We start from the raw sequence: 18,598 nt of genomic DNA on the forward strand, positions 1-18,598 counted from the left end.
GGGCTGTAAAATAGAGAGGAGTGGATGCACGTGTCAAAACTATGGGGTGGACGATTTACGAAGCAAACCGACCAATTGGTTGAAGAATATACAGCATCAATTATGTTTGATAAGGAGCTGGCCGAGGAAGACATTCAAGGCAGCTTGGCGCACGTGACGATGCTTGGCAAATGTGGCATTCTTCCTGCGGAAGATGTCGAAAAGATCAAGGACGGCCTCTACGCGGTCCAAGGCATGATTCGCCGCGGCGAGTTGGAGTACACGATTCAGAATGAAGATATTCACATGAATATCGAAAAAACGCTGATCGATTTGATCGGTCCTGTTGGCGGCAAGCTGCATACGGGCCGCAGCCGTAACGATCAAGTGGCGACGGACATGCATTTGTACCTGCGCAAACGGGTAGTCGAGTTCGTTGGACACCTTATCAAGCTGCAGGAAGCTCTTCTTGATCAAGCGAAGAAAAACATCGATACGATTATCCCGGGATATACGCATCTTCAACGTGCGCAGCCGATTCTGTTCGCGCATCACATGATGGCTTATGTCAGCATGTTTCAGCGCGATCTTGAGCGCTTGCAGGACAGCTACAAGCGCGTGGACATCCTGCCGCTAGGCGCTGGCGCGCTAGCTGGCACGACGTTCCCGATCGACCGCCATTTCGTGGCGGAGCAGCTCGGGTTCGGACGCGTATACGAGAACTCCCTGGATGCGGTCAGCGACCGCGATTTCATCCTGGAGTTCCTCTCTAACGCGTCCATGATCATGATGCACCTTTCTCGCTTCAGCGAGGAAATGGTGCTTTGGTCCTCCACCGAGTTCGCGTTCGTTGAACTCGACGATGCTTTCTGCACCGGCAGCTCGATCATGCCGCAGAAGAAAAACCCGGACGTGGCGGAGCTCGTCCGCGGCAAAACAGGCCGCGTCTATGGCAACTTGTTCGGTCTGATGACCGTGCTGAAGTCGCTGCCGCTGGCGTACAACAAGGACATGCAGGAAGATAAGGAAGGCATGTTTGATACGGTTCGTACGCTGCAAGGCGCGCTTCAACTGTTCGCTCCAATGGTCGCTACCATGAAAGTGAACACGGATCGCATGAGACAAGCCGTGAACCAGGACTTCTCGAACGCTACGGACATCGCAGATTACCTTGTTAACAAGGGACTGCCGTTCCGTCAAGCTCACGAAGTGATTGGCAAAACGGTGCTGTATTGCATCCAGAACAAAAAATATTTACTCGATATGAGCATCGAGGAGTTCAAAACGTTCTCAACGCTGTTTGAGTCCGATATTTATGCCGTGCTGCAGCCGGAGCAAGTTGTGAATGCACGTAATGTCTACGGCGGAACGGCAAGCAATCAAGTGTCAGAAGCTATTGCCCGTGCCGAGCAAGTGTTGGCGCAGTCCAATGAGTGGTTGCAAACCTATTTGGAGAAGAGCAAATAATTATTTAGCTATATCAAAAAGCCTTCAACGTCATCCAGGTGGATGGCATTGAAGGCTTTTTATCTTTTTATCTGCCGGTGACCGAGATATACCCGGTGTCGACTCTAACTTTCACTTTTTTGCTGCCATCCCCGAGGGTGCCTTTGGCAGAGTGATGGTCTTCATGATCTACAGTAAGACCAGGTACTTCCAGATTGGCGCTGCCCGTATCGGCGCTTAGGTCGAAGCTCACATTTTTAGGCGTTGGCTCAAGTGTAAGGCGGACACTGCCTGTGTCGGATTCAAGGGAAACCGAATCGCCTATATCGCTTAATTTTGCCGTGATACCACCTGTATCTGTCTTGATCTTTACCTCGCCTTGTCCTTCTTGGATGTGAATATTCCCTGTATCTGCTTGGAGATTTAATTGCTTGCCTTCATAGCGGTCTAGTGAAATGTTGCCTGTATCCGTGCTGGCAGTCAGTTTTTCTGATTTGAGATCATTGAAGTTGAGATTGCCTGTGTCGGAAGTCACGGTAATGGCTTTGTACATTTTATCCGGCAGGGAGACTTCGGTTTTGAGCCCAAAGCCGCGGCCGGCAATCAAATTTTTAAGTTCGGTGATATCAAAACCAAAATGGATGCGATCTTTTTCTTTCGTGCAAACATCAACTCGCCATACATTGCTTCCTTCTGTGGCTGCGTCAATCGTGCATTCATTCGCGTTAGCTTCCCGCATCGTACCGACTAGGCGTACTTTAATTTCATCGCCATTTGTTGGGACGAAAGTGATGTTCGAATCATCGTTTTGAAGGATGAGGGTGTCGATATTTGCTGCTGCAATCTTCTTCTCGATATTAATATTGGAGACGCCTGCATTCAGATCCAAGGTTTTGAACGAAACAGCCGCACCGATGAGTCCAACTGCCAGGCAGGTAAAGCCCGTTATTAAGAAAAATTTATATCTGCTTTTCACGGCTTAAGCCCCCTTAATTAATTTGGCATTGAACTGGATGTACGCCCGGGTGATTTTGAAAAATAGTTGGAGCAGCCAGGTGCTGAGTGTTGTGAGAATGATGCCTAACCCGAAGCATGCCAACATGGTAAACCCAATAAACTGCAGATCGCTGCCGACGTGCTCCATAAAGCTGCCAAGCATACCAGCGATCGGAGCGACGATTAGTGCAAAGCCAGAAGCGAACAATGCAATTAACGCTGCCAAGATACCGAACCATGGGCCAACAACGAACAGGAGATTGAAAAAGCCTAGTGCAATGCTGACGATAATCGCCTTCAACCCTGTTTCCTGCTTAGCCGGATAGGGGTAAGGAGGTTGCTGCGCGTAATAAGGATTCTCATAAGGCGGCGGCGTATAGGGCGGAGGTGTAAAGCTACCGGTTTCCGGTGCCTGCTTAGGTGCCGCTGGCTCGGGTTTCGTATATATTTTCTCAAGCGGTGGAGCTTTTGGTGCTTGAGGAGTTTGATGTGCTTGATGTGCTTTAGGCGTTGGAGGCGTTTGTGGTGCTATAGGAGCTTGAGGAATTGACTCCTGTTTTGCACTTTTTGCAGCCTCCGGAGGGCTGACCGCTGAGGCATCTTTCTGTGCATCCCAGTTAGGAACACGCGGATAACCTAGCGATTGTGCCACCTCATCCTCGTGCTTGCCGTTCTCAATCGCTTTTTGGAACAATTCCTCGTAGACAGACAATATATTTTGGCGCTCCTTCTCTGGAAGTCCGCGCAGTCGATAGTTGAGTTCTTTGAAATAATCAATCTTGCTCATCGTTCATCCTCCTTAACTCATATTGCGTACTCTTATCATAATAAAAAAAAGTCATAGTGACCTAGTAACTACAGTCACATGACCTTTAGATGTTTTACCCGTTTTATGCCTCAAAATAGTCACAAAGATTACCGGAACGAAGGTCCTTTGACGCCGTCTTCTAAAATGGGTTGTGTCGAGTCAGGCGTGCCCCCCAATTCAGGTTTGACATCACCCCGGTTGGAGGCGACCAAGGTCGGCACTGGAGAGTACTGATCCTTCGAGATGAGTTCTTTGCTGACGAAAACGCCGTTTTCTCTTTTAATCCGATAGGTTTCAACTTTGTAACCTGCTTTACCTGTGCTGATGGGCCGAGTGGCTCCTGGAGCTAGCGTTGTATTATGCAAATATTTAATTGGAGGTTGAATCGTTTCTATGACGTTGGATTCTATGTCATAAGTGATCGAGGGAGACATGTGACCGAATAGCTTAACGGTGATGTCCCGATCCGTTGTGACGGTGCGAATCAATAAATAGGCGTCGGTATTGTTGCGAAACTTGAAATTGATATAGCCATTGGCGTAAGTCGCATCTTGTCCGAGCGTGACGTAGCTGACAGGCAGGGAGTGATTGCGGCGCTCAACAATAGCGAGTCCACTGCGCAAAACAGCATTGTACAGTGTTGTCGATACTTGGCATATGCCGCCGCCGATACCGGGAACCAGCTTACCGTTAAGGATAACCGGCGCTTCCTTATAGCCGAACGTAGTTTCTGTCTGTGCAATGATTTTGCTATAGTCGAACGTTTCTCCTGGTGCCATGAGCAAATCTTGAATGGACGCGGCAGTGGAGCGAATATTGTGAATCCGTCCTTCGCCGGAAGCGGGAAACGTGGTTGTGAACTCTGATATTTTGCGGTCGATGCCCTGCTGCTTCAAAGTTTCTACGGTTACGGCGGGACTCTGCTCGTACAAAGGCAGTGTCAATCGAACGGGTGCGGCGTTGTGAATATACGAAATGGAGGGAGCGACTTCTTGTAGGTGTTCCCCCAAATGTACAGTGTCAATGCGTAGTACTCTGCGTTCCGGTTCATAATTTAGCGAGTCCTGAGCAGTCACGATCCGCTTCGCCGGCGCAGGCTGCTGGCTGTAGAGGTCTTTCCAGGCCTCTTTCAAAACCGCGTTTAGCTGATCTTCGTTCACGGTAACCTCAATCGGAATATCGGCATGTCGAAGCTCCCAGCGGGCTTTTATCCGTTGCAAGGGTGAAGCTTCGAACAATTGGGCGATAGATTGCGTGAGCGCATCATCATGATATTCGACGCCTAGTTGTCCAAGGGTCAATTGCCGATTGGCGATGTCCGGATAGGAGGTTTGCAATTGGACAGGAAAAGCTTTTAGCAGCTCAAGCCTCTCCTCGTATTGCTGTTGGAACGTATCATAAGGCATGCCGCCGACGCGCCAGCCGGCAACCGTGAATTTCGGAGGCAGTGTGCCCTGAGAACCATACAGGTAAAGAGCGATGCTTATTGAGCTTAGCAGTCCTATGGAGATCGTCGCATAGAAGGTGGCTTTTCTAATGAGGGGTGGCATGTACAGCGTCTCCTTTACATACGAATGAGTGAAAGGCCTGTACTACCATATGTATCTTCTATCCGCTCAATTTATTACTAAAACCTTGCGGCCCTTAAATGTGTACAAATCATGATATAATGACACTAAACAACAGGAATTTTGAACGATTTTAGAAGGAATTTCCGACTTCGTGTCGAACTCCTTAAAGCTGTCTGTACAGCAGAGAGACTTTGGGCTTCGCTTAAGGACCCCTATATTAGGATGTGATATTGTGATCGAAATGCAGGACGTATGGAAAACGTACTCCAACGGTACTCATGCATTGAGAGGGATTAATGTAAAAGTAGACCGCAACGAGTTTGTCTATGTTGTCGGACCTTCCGGGGCTGGTAAATCGACATTTATGAAATTGATGTATAGAGAAGAAAGACCGACCAAGGGCCAAATTTTCGTGAACGGATTCAATTTAGAAAAGTTGAAACAGCGTAAAATACCTTTTTTGCGTCGAAATATCGGGGTTATTTTCCAAGATTATCGATTGCTGCCGAAGCTGTCTATTTTCGACAATGTAGCCTTTGCTATGGAAGTGATTGAAGCACCGAAGAAACAGATCAAGAAACGCACGATGGAAGTGCTCGAACTGGTGAGGCTGAAGGACAAAGCAAATTCACTGCCCTCACAACTATCCGGCGGTGAGCAGCAGCGTGTCGCCATTGCCCGGGCAATAATCAACAATCCATCCGTCATTATCGCCGATGAACCGACAGGAAATCTCGACCCTGAGACATCGTGGGGAATTATGAAACTTATGGAGGAAATTAACTTCCGTGGTACGACAATCGTCATGGCTACGCATAACAAGGAAATCGTAAATACGATGCGTAAAAGAGTCATTGCAATCGAGAATGGCCTTATTGCTCGTGACCAGTTACGGGGGGAATACGGCTATGAAGATTAGTACATTCTCCCGGCACTTGCGGGAAGGTACGCGGAATGTTGTCAGGAACGGATGGATGACGTTTGCATCGATCAGTTCAATCGCAATCTCGTTGTTCATTCTAGGAATATTCGTGCTGATCACATTGAATGTCAATGATATTGCCAGTCAAATTGAGGATCAAGTTGAGATTAACGTGTACCTGGAGGTTAACACCCATCAGGATCAAATCACAGAGCTCCAGACCCAAATTCAAGGCTTACAGGGAGTCAAAACGATCAAGTTCGTATCGAAAGAAGAAGGACTTGTCTATTTGCGTCAAAAGTTAGGCGAAAGCGGCAAAGCTTTGCTTGATGGTTTTGAAGGAGAAAACAATCCGCTGAATGATGCATTCACAGTTGAAGTGGATGATCCCAGAAATGTAGCCGTGGTTGCGGATCAGATCAGCGCACTGAATGCAGGCAAGGATCCAAAGCCTATTTATAAAGTGAATTACGGCAAAGGGACTGTTGAAGCTTTATTTAAAGTAACGCAAATTGTTCGTTGGGTCGGCTTTGGAATTGTGATTCTGCTCTCCTTTACGGCGGTTTTCTTGATTGCCAATACGATCAAAATTACGATTTTAGCCCGTCGCAAAGAAATTTCAATTATGAAAATGGTTGGAGCGACGAATTCATTTATTCGTTGGCCGTTTTTTATAGAAGGAGCTTTACTCGGATTCGTGGGTTCTTTAATTCCTGCTTTAATTATTTTGGGCGGATACTGGAAGTTGCTGAACTTAAGTTCTTTGAACCTAAATTTATTGATGATTGAGCTGACGCCTTTCGGGAAGATTGCTCCTACAATGATTGCCTTGCTGTTAGGTATTGGCATCGTCATAGGCGTCTGGGGATCCCTAATCTCCGTCCGCAAATTCCTCCGCGTCTAATAAGGAGGCTTTAAAAGCCGACTTTGATAACGAAGTTATTCTCTGTAGCTTACTCGACGTCGAATCTTGAACGAAAATGGGGTAGTCCGGTACTCATGTAGCTCGCTACACTCCGTTCCTCCTACACCCATTTTCGTCCAACCTTCTCGGTTCTGAAAGCCGGCTTTTAAAGCTTTTATTTTTGTTTTCATAGATTCAAAGATTAAAAGATTAGAGAATAAGAGATTTGAGAGGAAGTCCAAATAAGCATCATGTTTTTGATGATGAGGAGGCTACGTGCTTGAAGAAGAAGATTCTACCCTTGGTGATGTCATTTGGGATTGCCGCTTCGCTAGCGGTGCCATATGCAGGTTATGCCGCATCCACAACGGATAAGATCGATCAGCAGTTGACTCAACTTAAGAAACAGAAGGCAGAAGCGCAGCAGAAGGCGAAAGACGCCGAGAATCAGATAGATAAAGTGCATTCAGAGAAGGACCAGGCCACCAAGGATATGAATACGCTTGTCCAACAAGTCAATGAAGCTAGTAAAAAGCTTACGCTGTTGAATGAGCAAATCGATCAAGTTACCGATACGTTAGAGGAAAACGGGAAACAGCTAGATGAGGCGATAGCACGGGTAGAAAGTCGCGATCAAATGCTGAAATCCCGCGTGCGTTTGATGTATATGAACGGTTTTGTTTCTTACATGGATGTTGTTCTGAGTGCTACCAGCTTTTCTGATTTCTTGAACCGAATTGAGGCTTTGAAATCTATTGTAAATCAAGATAAAGTCGTGCTAGAAGCAAATAAGAAAGATAAAGAGATTGTCGCTAAGAAGAAGGAAGAGACTGAGCAGCAGCTCGAAAAGGTTAAAAAACTTTACGCAGATGCGGATGCATTAAGAGACGATCTTCAGGCGAAGGAAAAAGCGAAAGAAGTCAAAATCGCTTCACTTACGAAGCAGGAGAAGACGCTTGAAGATATTTCGGAAGAGAGCGACAAGTTAATTACGCAATTGGCGAAGCAAGAGGCGGATCTTCAGGCGAAGAAACGTGCTGCGACCAAAGCGAAGTCTCCCTTCACTTATTCCGGAGGCAAGCTAGGTTACCCTCTGGCAGCGCAAGCGCCGCTTACGTCGGATTTTGTTAACCGGATTAATCCCGTTACAGGCAAAGCAGAGAATCATAAGGGCATTGATCTAGGAGCTCCGAAAGGGACAAGCATTCTTGCTGCGGAGAACGGCTCCGTCATTTATGCTTCTTGGATGAACGGTTACGGGAACTGCGTTATCGTCGATCACGGAAATGGCTTATGGACGTTGTACGGCCATATTATGAATGATGGCATCTATGTCAAAGTCGGCGATGCCGTCAAACGGGGGCAGAAGATTGCCGGAGTTGGTTCGACAGGACAATCGACAGGGAACCATCTGCATTTCGAGGTTAGGCTGAACGAAACTCCGACCGATCCTAAACCGTTCTTACGATAGGACAACTTGGTTATAAAACGGGAAGAGCTTGTCATATACTACAAACAAGCGAACCCAAATGGGTTTTAGGAAAAAGGTGGTGAATCACGCTTTGCAATTCAAAGGACGCACGGTCATTGTTTTTGTATTGTTAGCTATGTTTGCAAGTAGTATTGTGACATTGACGGTAGTCGATCCATCCTTCACATGGGGGCGGAGTGAGCAGCCAGCGGGCAGTGCAGCCGACTCTACAGGATCTTCGGCAGGCCTGTCGAGCAAGGACTTGAGTAAAATCTCTACAACCTTTCAACTGATCGAAAGTAAATATTTGAAACAGCCGGATCATGATAAGCTCGTTAACGGCGCGATCAACGGCATGCTGGAATCCCTGGAAGATCCGTTCACGGTATATATGGATCAGAAGGAAGCTAAGCAGTTCGATGAAAGTATTACGTCCTCTTTTCAAGGCATAGGGGCTGAAGTTTCGATTGAGGAAGGCAAGTTCGTCATCGTTTCCCCAATTAAGGGCTCCCCTGCGGAGAAGGCGGGCATTCAAGCCAAAGATGTCATCCTCTCGGTGAACGGAGAAAAGCTAGATGGTCTGACGCTTAACCAAGCGGTCATGAAGATTCGTGGTCCGAAAGGAACGCAAGCGAAGCTTGATCTTCTTCGTCAAGGTGCAGGCGATCCGGTTCAAGTGATTGTAGTCCGCGATAATATTGATGTGGAAACCGTCTACGGAGAAATGATGCAGGATCAAATAGGGAAAATTGAGATTCGCCAATTCTCCTCGAATACAGCCGTACGCTTTGCTGAAGAACTGAAAAACCTTGAAGCCAAAGGGATGAAGGGACTCGTTATCGATGTTCGTAATGATCCGGGCGGTCTTTTGAACGTCGTTGTCGACATCGTGAATCCTTTTGTGAAAAGCGGCAAACCGATCGTTCAAGTAGAGAATCGGGACGGCAAGCGGGAGCCAACGCCTTCGACAGGGACAGGCAAGAATTATCCGGTTACGGTATTGATCAATAAGGGCAGCGCTAGTGCTTCGGAGATTTTGGCGGGGGCTTTCCAAGAAGCGGTCGGAAGTAAAATTGTCGGTGAAACTTCTTACGGTAAAGGGACGGTTCAAGTCACTTTTGAGAAGGAAATGGGCGACGGCAGCAACATCAAGATGACCGTTTACAAATGGTTGACGCCGAACGGCAATTGGATTCACAAAACAGGTATTCAACCGGATATCGCAGTGGAACAACCGGCCTACTTCAAAGCAGCGCCGCTTTCCAAGAAAGCTGTGCTTAAACAAGATATGACGAGCGATGATGTGAAAAACTTGCAGCTAATGCTGGCGGGTCTTGGTTTTAACCCTGAGCGCTCGGACGGTTACTTCAATGAGAAAACAACGACAGCCGTGAAAGCTTTCCAACGGACGAACAGCTTGCCGATGACCGGTGAAGTCGATACGGAAACCGCGAACAAAATCGAGAAGCTGTTATTGGAGCAAATTCGCGAGCCTAAGAACGATTTGCAGTTGAAGGCCGCAATTGCGCAAATTCAAAAGCAACTTGGGAAATAATTAGTAGTTAGATGTTGGAAATTCGCAGCGCAAGGCAGGAAAATGAGCCCTCGCAGTCGAAATACAGTAGGAAGGGTGCTTCGGCAGCCTTCCTATTTTCTTTATATCGAGGAGACCGGAATCGTTATGGATGTTCTGATTCAACTCTTGGAGAGGCTGCTTCATGCGGTAGGGCAGCTCTTTGCGAATCCTTTCTACTATATAGGCGTTTTATTTATCGTGCTGCATTATCGAAAGCAAATTCAAATGGAACGTAAGTTATTTCATACACGCCTGCATTCGCTACTCAATGAGACGTGGCGTACGGTCTTTTGGGGATGGATTGGGGGTGTGTGTGCCTCTGTACTTTTACTGTTCGTGGGAGTAAACCTCCAATTTGATGTGGTTATTCTACTGTGGGTCATCACGGTCATCCTAGTCTTGCTTAGAGTGAGATTCCTTTGTTTGGCCTACGCAGTTGGCATCCTGGGAGTTGCCCAAGTGATCTTGTCTTGGATTCCGGATACGGCTAGTCTGAAAGAGACATTGCCGATGCTGGAGATCGTCAGACATGCGGATATTCCTTCCTTGTTGGCCATTGTAGCTGTTCTCCATCTGCTCGAGGGGATGCTTACTCATTTCCAAGGAGCGCGCATGGCGACACCGTTGTTTCTCGAGGGTAAACGCGGGCAAATCATCGGAGGGCAGCAGCTGCAAGGCTTCTGGCCTGTACCCTTATTTTTACTGGTGCCTTTGACGGGTGGTAGCGACATAAGTTTACCTTGGACAACTTTGTTCGGGGCCAATCTCGCCTCAGGATGGACTTTACTTGCTTTCCCGGCGATGATCGGATTCACGGAATTAACGATTTCGAAGCTCCCGCGCAAGCAAGCGCGTGCAAGTGCGAATCTGCTTTACCTATACGGCATAATTTTGCTGGCTGCCGCGGTTGCTGCTCATTTTTGGTCGGTGATTGTGTTGTTAGGGGCTTTGCTAAGCATTGTGTTGCATGAGGGATTGATCCGCTATAATCAATGGATGGAAGAGAAACAAGTTCCCTTCTATGTCCATTCAACACGTGGACTCATGGTGCTCTCCGTTGTTCCAAACAGTCCCGCGCAGGAAATAGGGATTCAAACGGGTGAAATCATTCATAAAGTAAATGGCCACAAAATTAAGACGAAAGCTGATTTGCATTTAGCTATGGGGCTGAATTCGGCTTTCTGTAAGCTGGAAGTATTGAATGAGGAAGGCGAGGTCCGCTTTCTGCAGCGGGCAATCTTTAACGGCGATCATCATCAATTAGGCATTATTTTAGCTCCGGATCAGGAGGCTTTGTACTTCACAGAGCATAGACCTGTGCATCTTTTTTCCTATATGCGAGGGAAATTAACTGGTTTGCTGAAGAATGATTCAACGAAATCGATGTAAAAAAAAGAAGACCCTATCTCTTTATTCGAGAGGAAGGGTCTTTTTCGCTTACTTGGGAACGCTGGTAGGAGCTAGCCCATCACGTAGGACAATGATTTCAACGCGGCGGTTTTTGCTGCGGTTTTCATCGCTGTCATTTGGAACTTTGGGCATTGTATCCGCGTAGGCTGTCGCGATGAATTTGTTATCATCCAGCTTGGCCGTATCACTGAAATAGCGCAGCACCGATAGGGAGCGAGCGAACGAGAGTCCCCAGTTATCTTTGTAGGGAGAGCCTGTTGCGAGCGGCAAGTCATCGGTATGGCCTTCAATGCTTACCTTACTGTTCAGCGTCGGGAAGAGAGAGGCGAGCTTTTGCAGAATAGGGGCTGAGCCACCTTTGAGATCCGCTTTTCCTAAATCAAATAAGAACAAATCATTCAGTGTAATCGCTACACCGCGCTCTGTATCACTTGCGGACACTTGCGCCTCCAGATTTTGATCTTTAATGTAAGCTTGAACTTGTTTCAAAAGATCTTGGAGTTCTTTTTCGCGTTTTTCTTTCTCGTTCTCATCAGGTTTTGCTTTATCTTTTTCTTCCTTCTGATCGTTTATATTTTGCTTCGTATAATCTTTGTCCTTGCTGTCGGAATCGCCTTGCTTCGGAGTCATTTGGCCGCTAATGCCGCTTCCTTTGTCCAAAACAGAGTCGGCTTTCTGGAACTGCAGGTTTAATACTTGCGCCAGAACGGCATACTTTTGAACATCGACCTTACTCATCGCATACATAATGATGAAGAAAACGAGCAGAAGGGTGATTAAGTCAGCATAGGTAATGAGCCATCTTTCATGATTGACGTGCTCTTCTTGCTTCTTACTTCTCCTCGCCATAATCGGCTTCCTCCTCTACCGTTGGTGCTTTTTTGGACGATTTCTCGTGGAGGAAGGAGGTCAGTTTTTTCTTAATCAATTGCGGGTTTTCGCCGGCTTGCAGAGCAAGAATGCCTTCAAGCATCAGTTCCATTTCGGCAACCATTTCCTTACCGCGCACTTTAATTTTGGTCGCAAGCGGCAGATAAATTAAGTTGGCGCTCATAACCCCATATAGTGTAGCTGTGAAGGCAACAGCGATGGCTGGGCCGAGACTCGAAGGATCTTCGAGATTGCCTAGAACGTGAATAAGTCCCATAACGGTTCCGATAATCCCCATCGTTGGGGCATAGCCGCCTCCAGCTTCGAATATTTTGGCCATATTATCAACCTGGTGCTCAATAGCATCCATTTCGAGCTCGAGAATTTGTCTGGTCAATTCGGGATCTGTTCCATCTACGACCATAAGCAAACCGTCTTTCAGGAAAGGATTGGTATGCTCCTGAGCGCGCTGCTCGAGAGCCAGTACACCTTCTCTTCGTGCAATCGAAGCCATTTCCACTAGCTCTTCAATCGTAGCAGATGGATCTCTTTTTACTTCTCTGAAAGCAATGCCCAGAGCCTTGGGGATTTTGGCGAGAATAGAAAGAGGGAAACTGACTGCTACCGCTCCAAATGTTCCGCCGAAAACAATTAACATCGCGCTCGGGATAATCAATGAACTAATGTGGCCGCCATCCCACATATAACCGCCAATTAAACCTACAAGACCTAAGACTAATCCTAAAACCGTTGTCAAATCCATGACTGTACCACTCCTATTTAGCATAAAAAGAATTGGGGGCCCTACAAGTGGCCTGATGAAAGTGTGTTGGTGACACGTGATGATGGATTCAGGCCGTAACAGATATTGCCGTTTGCATCAAAGATTTAAAAAGAGTATAATGGAAAAACCAGAACAAACATTCTTATGATGAGTGTAAAATGTTACCATCATATATGTACGACAGGTTCCATAAACTTCTTTATCGGAAATTACAAAACGAAAATGAATAGGATAAAAGTTCGATTTATTACCAATAAGTGTAGGTGATTATGGATGAGTGAACTAGTTAAGAGCTCTAAGAAATTTGAGCTTGTTTCTGATTTTGCTCCACAAGGCGATCAGCCACAAGCCATTGAAGAGATTGTTCGAAGCATTCAAGCCGGCAACAGACATCAGACGCTCTTAGGAGCTACAGGAACAGGGAAAACGTTCACTGCTGCGCAAGTTATTGCGAAGTTGAACCGCCCTACCTTGATTATTGCGCATAATAAAACATTGGCCGCACAGCTGTGCAGCGAATTTAAAGAGTTTTTTCCCCACAACGCCGTCTCCTATTTCGTTAGTTACTATGATTACTACCAGCCTGAAGCCTACATTGCCTCCTCCGACACCTACATCGAGAAAGATTCCAGCATCAATGAAGAGATCGACAAGCTTCGCCATTCCGCGACCAGCTCCTTATTTGAGCGTCGTGACGTTATTATCGTTGCGAGTGTGTCGTGTATTTATGGTTTGGGTTCGCCGATGGAATATGGTAATTTGCTGCTTTCTTTACGCGTAGGGATGGAGAAATCACGCAATGAGATTTTACACAGGCTTGTGGACATTCAATATCAGCGCAACGATTTGAACTTTGTGCGCGGGACGTTTCGTGTACGCGGGGATGTTGTTGAGATTTTCCCGGCATCGCATGGTGAACAAGCGGTTAGGGTTGAATTGTTCGGTGACGAAATTGAGCGGATCACGGAAATTAATGTACTGACAGGCGAGATTGTCGGTGAGCGTGATCATATTGCGATTTTCCCGGCGTCTCACTTTGTGACGCACGAAGATACGATGAAACGCGCGCTTGTGAATATAGAGCGAGAGTTGGAAGAACGTCTTGCGGAGCTGAAAGAGCAGGGGAAACTGCTTGAAGCACAGCGATTGGAACAGCGAACGCGCTATGATATGGAAATGATGCAGGAGATGGGCTTCTGCTCCGGAATTGAGAATTACTCAGGGCCGCTGACATTCCGTGAGCGCGGTGCAACGCCATATACGCTGATTGATTACTTCCCGGATGACATGTTATTCATGGTCGATGAGTCTCATGTGACGTTGCCGCAAATTCGCGCTATGTATAACGGGGACAGAGCTAGAAAAGAAGTGCTGGTTGATCACGGCTTCCGCTTGCCCTCTGCACTAGATAACCGTCCATTGCGATTTGAGGAGTTTGAGGAGAAAGTTAACCAGATTTTATATATATCAGCAACACCAGGACCCTACGAGTTAGAGCATTGCCCTTATATGACACAGCAAATTATTCGTCCTACGGGTTTATTGGATCCTATTATTGAAGTGAGACCGACCAAGGGCCAAATCGATGATTTGATTGCGGAAATTCAAGATCGGATTCGGAAAGACGAGCGGGTGCTCGTTACGACCCTGACGAAGAAGATGTCCGAGGATTTGACGGATTACTTTAAAGAAATCGGCATTAAAGTTCGCTATTTGCACTCGGATATCAAGACGTTTGAGCGGATGCAAATTTTACGTGACTTGCGTTTAGGTACCTTCCATGTGTTAATTGGGATTAACTTGCTCAGGGAAGGACTTGATTTGCCAGAGGTATCTCTTGTCGCCATTCTGGATGCGGACAAAGAGGGATTCCTGCGGTCGGAACGCTCGATGATTCAAACCATTGGACGCGCAGCGCGTAATGCCGATGGCCGGGTTATCATGTATGGAGATAAGATTACGGACTCCATGGAGAAAGCCATTCGTGAGACGAGTCGCCGCCGCAGCATTCAGGAAGCTCATAATGAGAAGATGGGAATCACACCACAAACGATAGCCAAGAAAATTCGTGATGTTATTGAAGCTACGAAGGTAGCTGAACAGAAAGCGGATTACTTGACCGATGTGAAGGGTGCGAAGATGTCGAAGAAAGACCGCGCTTCTTTGATCGAACGTTTGGAAGGCGAAATGAAAGAAGCTGCGAAGAATTTACAGTTCGAACGGGCGGCACAGCTGCGTGACGCTATTATGGAAATGAAAGCTGAAGCCTAAATGGGCTTCAGTTTCACATAGGAGAGGAAGGTTACCCGTGTCTAGAGATCAAATCGTCATTAAAGGAGCCAGAGCTCATAATCTAAAAAATATCGATGTCACGATTCCACGTGATAAGTTCGTAGTTCTAACAGGCTTAAGCGGCTCGGGCAAATCGTCGTTAGCCTTTGATACGATTTATGCCGAGGGTCAGCGCAGATATGTTGAGTCATTGTCTGCCTATGCCAGACAATTTCTAGGCAATATGGATAAGCCGGACGTAGATTCCATTGATGGACTATCACCGGCTATTTCTATTGATCAGAAGACGACAAGCCGAAATCCGCGTTCCACAGTGGGGACCGTAACGGAGATTTATGACTACTTGCGGTTGCTGTTTGCGCGTATCGGACGTCCGCATTGTCCAACACATGGCATTGAAATTACATCGCAAACCGTGGAGCAAATGGTAGACCGAATCATGGAGTATCCGGAGCGCACCAAACTTCAGATTCTGGCTCCTCTTGTTTCAGGACGCAAAGGCGAACATACGAAACTTTTTACCGACGTACAGAAACAAGGTTTTGTAAGGGTACGCGTGAACGGAGAGACGATCGATCTCTCCGAGAAGATTGAGCTCGACAAGAACAAAAAGCACACAATTGATGTTGTAGTTGACCGCATTGTGATCAAAGAGGACGTGCAGACACGTCTTGCTGACTCTTTGGAAACAGCGCTTAAGCTCGCGAATGGTCGAGTTATTGTTGATATTATCGACAAAGAAGAGCTGATGTTTAGTCAGAATCTGGCATGTCCGGAGTGCGGTTTTAGCGTGGAGGAACTGGCGCCAAGGATGTTCTCCTTTAACTCGCCTTTCGGTGCTTGCCCGGAATGTGACGGACTCGGCAGCCAGATGATTGTTGATCCTGATTTGTTAGTGCCTGATATGAAGCTGACGATTGAAGAAGGTGCTTTTGAAGCTTGGGCCGGCAGTACGTCCAACTATTATCCGCAGTTTCTTGCGGCAGTTTGCGATCACTATTCGATCCCTCGCAATGTCCCTGTATCCGAGTTGTCGAGTGATCAAATGAAGGTCATTCTTTATGGGACAGGCGGGGAAAAGATCCGCTTCCGCTACGAGAATGATATGGGAGCGACCAAGGAAGCTTTGGTTCCATTTGAGGGTATTATCCGCAACTTGGAGCGCAGATTCAAAGATACTTTCTCTGAGGGCATCAGAGAGCACATTCAGACGTACATGAGCACGAAGCCATGTCCGAAGTGTAAGGGGCAACGTCTGAAACCGGAGACACTTGCCGTGACGATCAACGGCAAGAACATTGCTCACGCGACCTCCCTTTCCATTGGAGATGCAGAGGAATGGTTCAAAACGCTGGATCTGAACGAGAAAGAGCTCACTATCGCGAACCTGATTCTCAAAGAAATCAGAGCGCGTCTTGGATTCCTAGTGAATGTTGGTCTTGATTACTTAACGATGCATCGTGCAGCGGGTACGTTATCAGGCGGAGAAGCGCAGCGGATTCGACTCGCGACGCAGATTGGTTCCAGCTTAATGGGCGTTCTTTATATTTTGGATGAGCCTAGTATTGGGCTGCATCAGCGGGATAATACGCGTCTGATTCAGACGCTTGAACATATGCGGAACCTGGGTAACACACTGATCGTCGTTGAGCATGATGAAGATACAATGATGGCAGCGGACTACATTATCGACATCGGACCTGGTGCCGGTATTCACGGGGGGCAAGTAATTGCCCAAGGTACGCCAACAGAGCTCATGGCGGATGAGAACTCGCTCACTGGTCAATACCTTAGCGGCAAGAAGTTCATTCCGATTCCGGCAGCGCGCCGCAAACCGAATGGCAAGTGGATCGAAGTCAAAGGGGCCAAAGAGAACAACTTGCGCAACGTTTCGGCTAAAGTACCATTAGGCGTGTTCACTTGCGTAACAGGCGTATCCGGCTCCGGCAAAAGTACGTTAATTAACGAAATCCTATTCAAAACGCTGGCGCGTGATTTGAATGGAGCGAAAGTTCGTCCTGGTGAACACAAAGAAATTATCGGACTTGAGCACGTGGACAAGGTTATTGATATTGACCAATCGCCGATTGGCCGTACACCTCGTTCGAATCCAGCGACTTATACGGGTGTATTTGATGACATCCGTGATGTGTACGCGAATACGAATGAAGCTAAGGTGCGTGGCTACAAAAAAGGACGCTTCAGCTTTAACGTGAAGGGCGGCCGTTGTGAGGCTTGCCGCGGAGATGGCATTATTAAGATTGAGATGCATTTCTTGCCAGACGTCTACGTGCCTTGTGAAGTGTGCAAAGGCAAACGATACAACCGTGAGACAATGGAAGTGAAATATAAAGGCAAAAGCATTTCGGAAGTGCTTGAGATGACGATCGAGGACGGCTGCGAGTTCTTCAAGAACTTGCCGCGGATTCATCGTAAGCTAACTACACTTCTAGATGTGGGGCTGGGCTACATGACGCTTGGCCAACCGGCAACGACGCTGTCCGGGGGCGAAGCCCAGCGCGTGAAGCTCGCGGCGGAGCTGTACCGCCGCAGCACAGGCAAGACGATCTATATCTTGGATGAGCCCACAACGGGGCTCCACATCCACGATATCGATCGTCTGCTGAAGGTGCTTCACCGCCTCGTAGAGAGCGGTGAAACCGTACTTGTCATCGAGCATAACCTCGATGTGATCAAGACGGCGGACCACCTCATCGATCTAGGCCCTGAAGGCGGCAGCCGAGGTGGTCAGATCGTGGCTTCCGGTACGCCGGAAGATGTTGTGAAGGTGGCCGGTTCCTATACCGGCCAGTACTTGAAACCGATCCTCGAGAGGGATCGGGAACGCTCGGAGAACTATGCGAAGCGGTTGGAAGTTTTGGAAGAATCGGTCGGTTAAAGGGCCGAATCGCAGCGAGGCCTCACGGATGAATGCCGTGGGGCCTTTTTGCATGGGAAGAACGCGAACACAATTTTGTTAATCTTTTACATACAGGGCTGATCCGATCTTATTCGTCAGAATATTCATAATTCCGACTTATTTAACATGGCTTTTGTTAAGACTTAATTGGATTCGACAATTTAACCCTCTATCAAAAAATAAGTGAATAGTCCTATAATTAAGATAGTAGTTGCAACACGATATTCCTAGCTGACTATTCAGGATCGAGAGATATAAGCTATACAAATCTATTACTTCATGGAGGATTGCTATGAAACCGACGTTAGAAATACAGGAGATTGTTTCTGCATTAGGAATAGATCCATTTCGCTTTTTAGACTGGCAGGAAAAAGAAATAGGGCTGAAGGATCAGCCAACAACACCAATCGAGGAACATAAAGAAACGCTCTCAGCCTATGGATTAATGGCCTAGGAAGTAGTTCTATACATAAAATAGTCAGCTAAGCCCGAGTGTCTTCCAGAGACGTTCGGGTTCTTTGATTTTGAATCCATACTGGGTAAACACGAGCTGTAATAAAGGGGGAAAAAGAAGGGCATTGTAACCTTAAAGGTGTAATATTTTCCGCAGCAGGTGGTTAATCTAACCAAAAGGTGACAAACTTGTTAC

14 protein-coding genes are annotated in these 18,598 nt (G+C 47.1%); 9 read left to right on the plus strand and 5 right to left on the minus strand.

Translation table 11 applies throughout. The features are described 5' to 3' along the window. Window positions 1-30 precede the first annotated feature (30 nt). Window positions 31-1,446, plus strand: a complete 1,416-nt coding sequence (argH, locus tag RQP52_RS32075; protein WP_315955600.1) for an argininosuccinate lyase — start codon at window positions 31-33, stop codon at window positions 1,444-1,446. 67 nt (window positions 1,447-1,513) lie between these two features. On the opposite strand, the gene RQP52_RS32080 is transcribed toward argH, so the two are convergent. The 3 genes from RQP52_RS32080 to RQP52_RS32090 all read right to left on the minus strand — a co-directional run bounded on the left by RQP52_RS32080 (window position 1,514) and on the right by RQP52_RS32090 (window position 4,779). Then, on the minus strand, window positions 1,514-2,401 hold the full coding sequence (locus RQP52_RS32080) for a DUF4097 family beta strand repeat-containing protein (RefSeq protein ID WP_315955601.1): 888 nt from the start codon (window positions 2,399-2,401) through the stop codon (window positions 1,514-1,516). Between the two features lie 3 nt (window positions 2,402-2,404). Then, entirely contained in the window at window positions 2,405-3,208 is an 804-nt protein-coding gene (locus RQP52_RS32085; RefSeq protein WP_315955602.1) for an HAAS signaling domain-containing protein, read from the minus strand. Between the two features lie 128 nt (window positions 3,209-3,336). Continuing rightward, window positions 3,337-4,779 (minus strand): VanW family protein, encoded by a 1,443-nt coding sequence (locus RQP52_RS32090; protein ID WP_315955603.1) that lies wholly within the window; start codon window positions 4,777-4,779, stop codon window positions 3,337-3,339. 253 nt (window positions 4,780-5,032) lie between these two features. Here RQP52_RS32090 and ftsE point away from each other — a divergent pair, with 253 nt between their 5' ends. The 5 genes from ftsE (at window position 5,033) to RQP52_RS32115 (ending at window position 11,062) form a co-directional block, all read left to right on the plus strand. After that, window positions 5,033-5,719, plus strand: coding sequence for a cell division ATP-binding protein FtsE (gene ftsE / locus RQP52_RS32095; protein ID WP_127453284.1), 687 nt, complete (start codon window positions 5,033-5,035; stop codon window positions 5,717-5,719). After that, the gene (ftsX, locus tag RQP52_RS32100; protein WP_315955604.1) at window positions 5,709-6,626 is read left to right on the plus strand and encodes a permease-like cell division protein FtsX; all 918 of its coding nucleotides are present in this window, start codon (window positions 5,709-5,711) and stop codon (window positions 6,624-6,626) included. The genes ftsE and ftsX overlap by 11 nt, the downstream gene beginning before the upstream one ends. Before the next feature lie 280 nt (window positions 6,627-6,906). After that, a complete protein-coding gene (locus RQP52_RS32105) occupies window positions 6,907-8,097 on the plus strand; it encodes a murein hydrolase activator EnvC family protein (protein WP_315955605.1) in 1,191 nt (396 codons plus the stop codon). Between the two features lie 91 nt (window positions 8,098-8,188). Further along, a complete protein-coding gene (locus tag RQP52_RS32110; protein WP_315955632.1) occupies window positions 8,189-9,652 on the plus strand; it encodes a S41 family peptidase in 1,464 nt (487 codons plus the stop codon). 126 nt (window positions 9,653-9,778) lie between these two features. Continuing rightward, window positions 9,779-11,062, plus strand: a complete 1,284-nt coding sequence (locus tag RQP52_RS32115; protein ID WP_315955606.1) for a PDZ domain-containing protein — start codon at window positions 9,779-9,781, stop codon at window positions 11,060-11,062. Window positions 11,063-11,110: 48 nt separating this feature from the next. On the opposite strand, the gene RQP52_RS32120 is transcribed toward RQP52_RS32115, so the two are convergent. Next, window positions 11,111-11,932, minus strand: coding sequence for an OmpA/MotB family protein (locus RQP52_RS32120; RefSeq protein ID WP_157318501.1), 822 nt, complete (start codon window positions 11,930-11,932; stop codon window positions 11,111-11,113). Further along, window positions 11,916-12,716 (minus strand): flagellar motor protein, encoded by an 801-nt coding sequence (locus tag RQP52_RS32125; RefSeq protein WP_315955607.1) that lies wholly within the window; start codon window positions 12,714-12,716, stop codon window positions 11,916-11,918. Before RQP52_RS32125 ends, RQP52_RS32120 begins: the two co-directional genes overlap by 17 nt. 294 nt (window positions 12,717-13,010) lie before the next feature. Between RQP52_RS32125 and uvrB the strand changes: the two genes are divergently transcribed. The 3 genes from uvrB (at window position 13,011) to RQP52_RS32140 (ending at window position 18,403) form a co-directional block, all read left to right on the plus strand. Then, window positions 13,011-15,008, plus strand: a complete 1,998-nt coding sequence (gene uvrB, locus RQP52_RS32130) for an excinuclease ABC subunit UvrB (protein WP_315955608.1) — start codon at window positions 13,011-13,013, stop codon at window positions 15,006-15,008. Window positions 15,009-15,045: 37 nt separating this feature from the next. Continuing rightward, entirely contained in the window at window positions 15,046-17,928 is a 2,883-nt protein-coding gene (uvrA, locus tag RQP52_RS32135; RefSeq protein WP_315955609.1) for an excinuclease ABC subunit UvrA, read from the plus strand. 313 nt (window positions 17,929-18,241) lie between these two features. Continuing rightward, window positions 18,242-18,403: a hypothetical protein gene (locus RQP52_RS32140; protein ID WP_315955610.1), complete on the plus strand. Its 162-nt coding sequence runs from the start codon at window positions 18,242-18,244 to the stop codon at window positions 18,401-18,403. The last annotated feature ends 195 nt before the right edge of the window (window positions 18,404-18,598 follow it).

Origin of the sequence: Paenibacillus violae (genome assembly GCF_032461945.1) — a bacterium.
GTDB lineage: Bacteria > Bacillota > Bacilli > Paenibacillales > NBRC-103111 > Paenibacillus_E > Paenibacillus_E violae.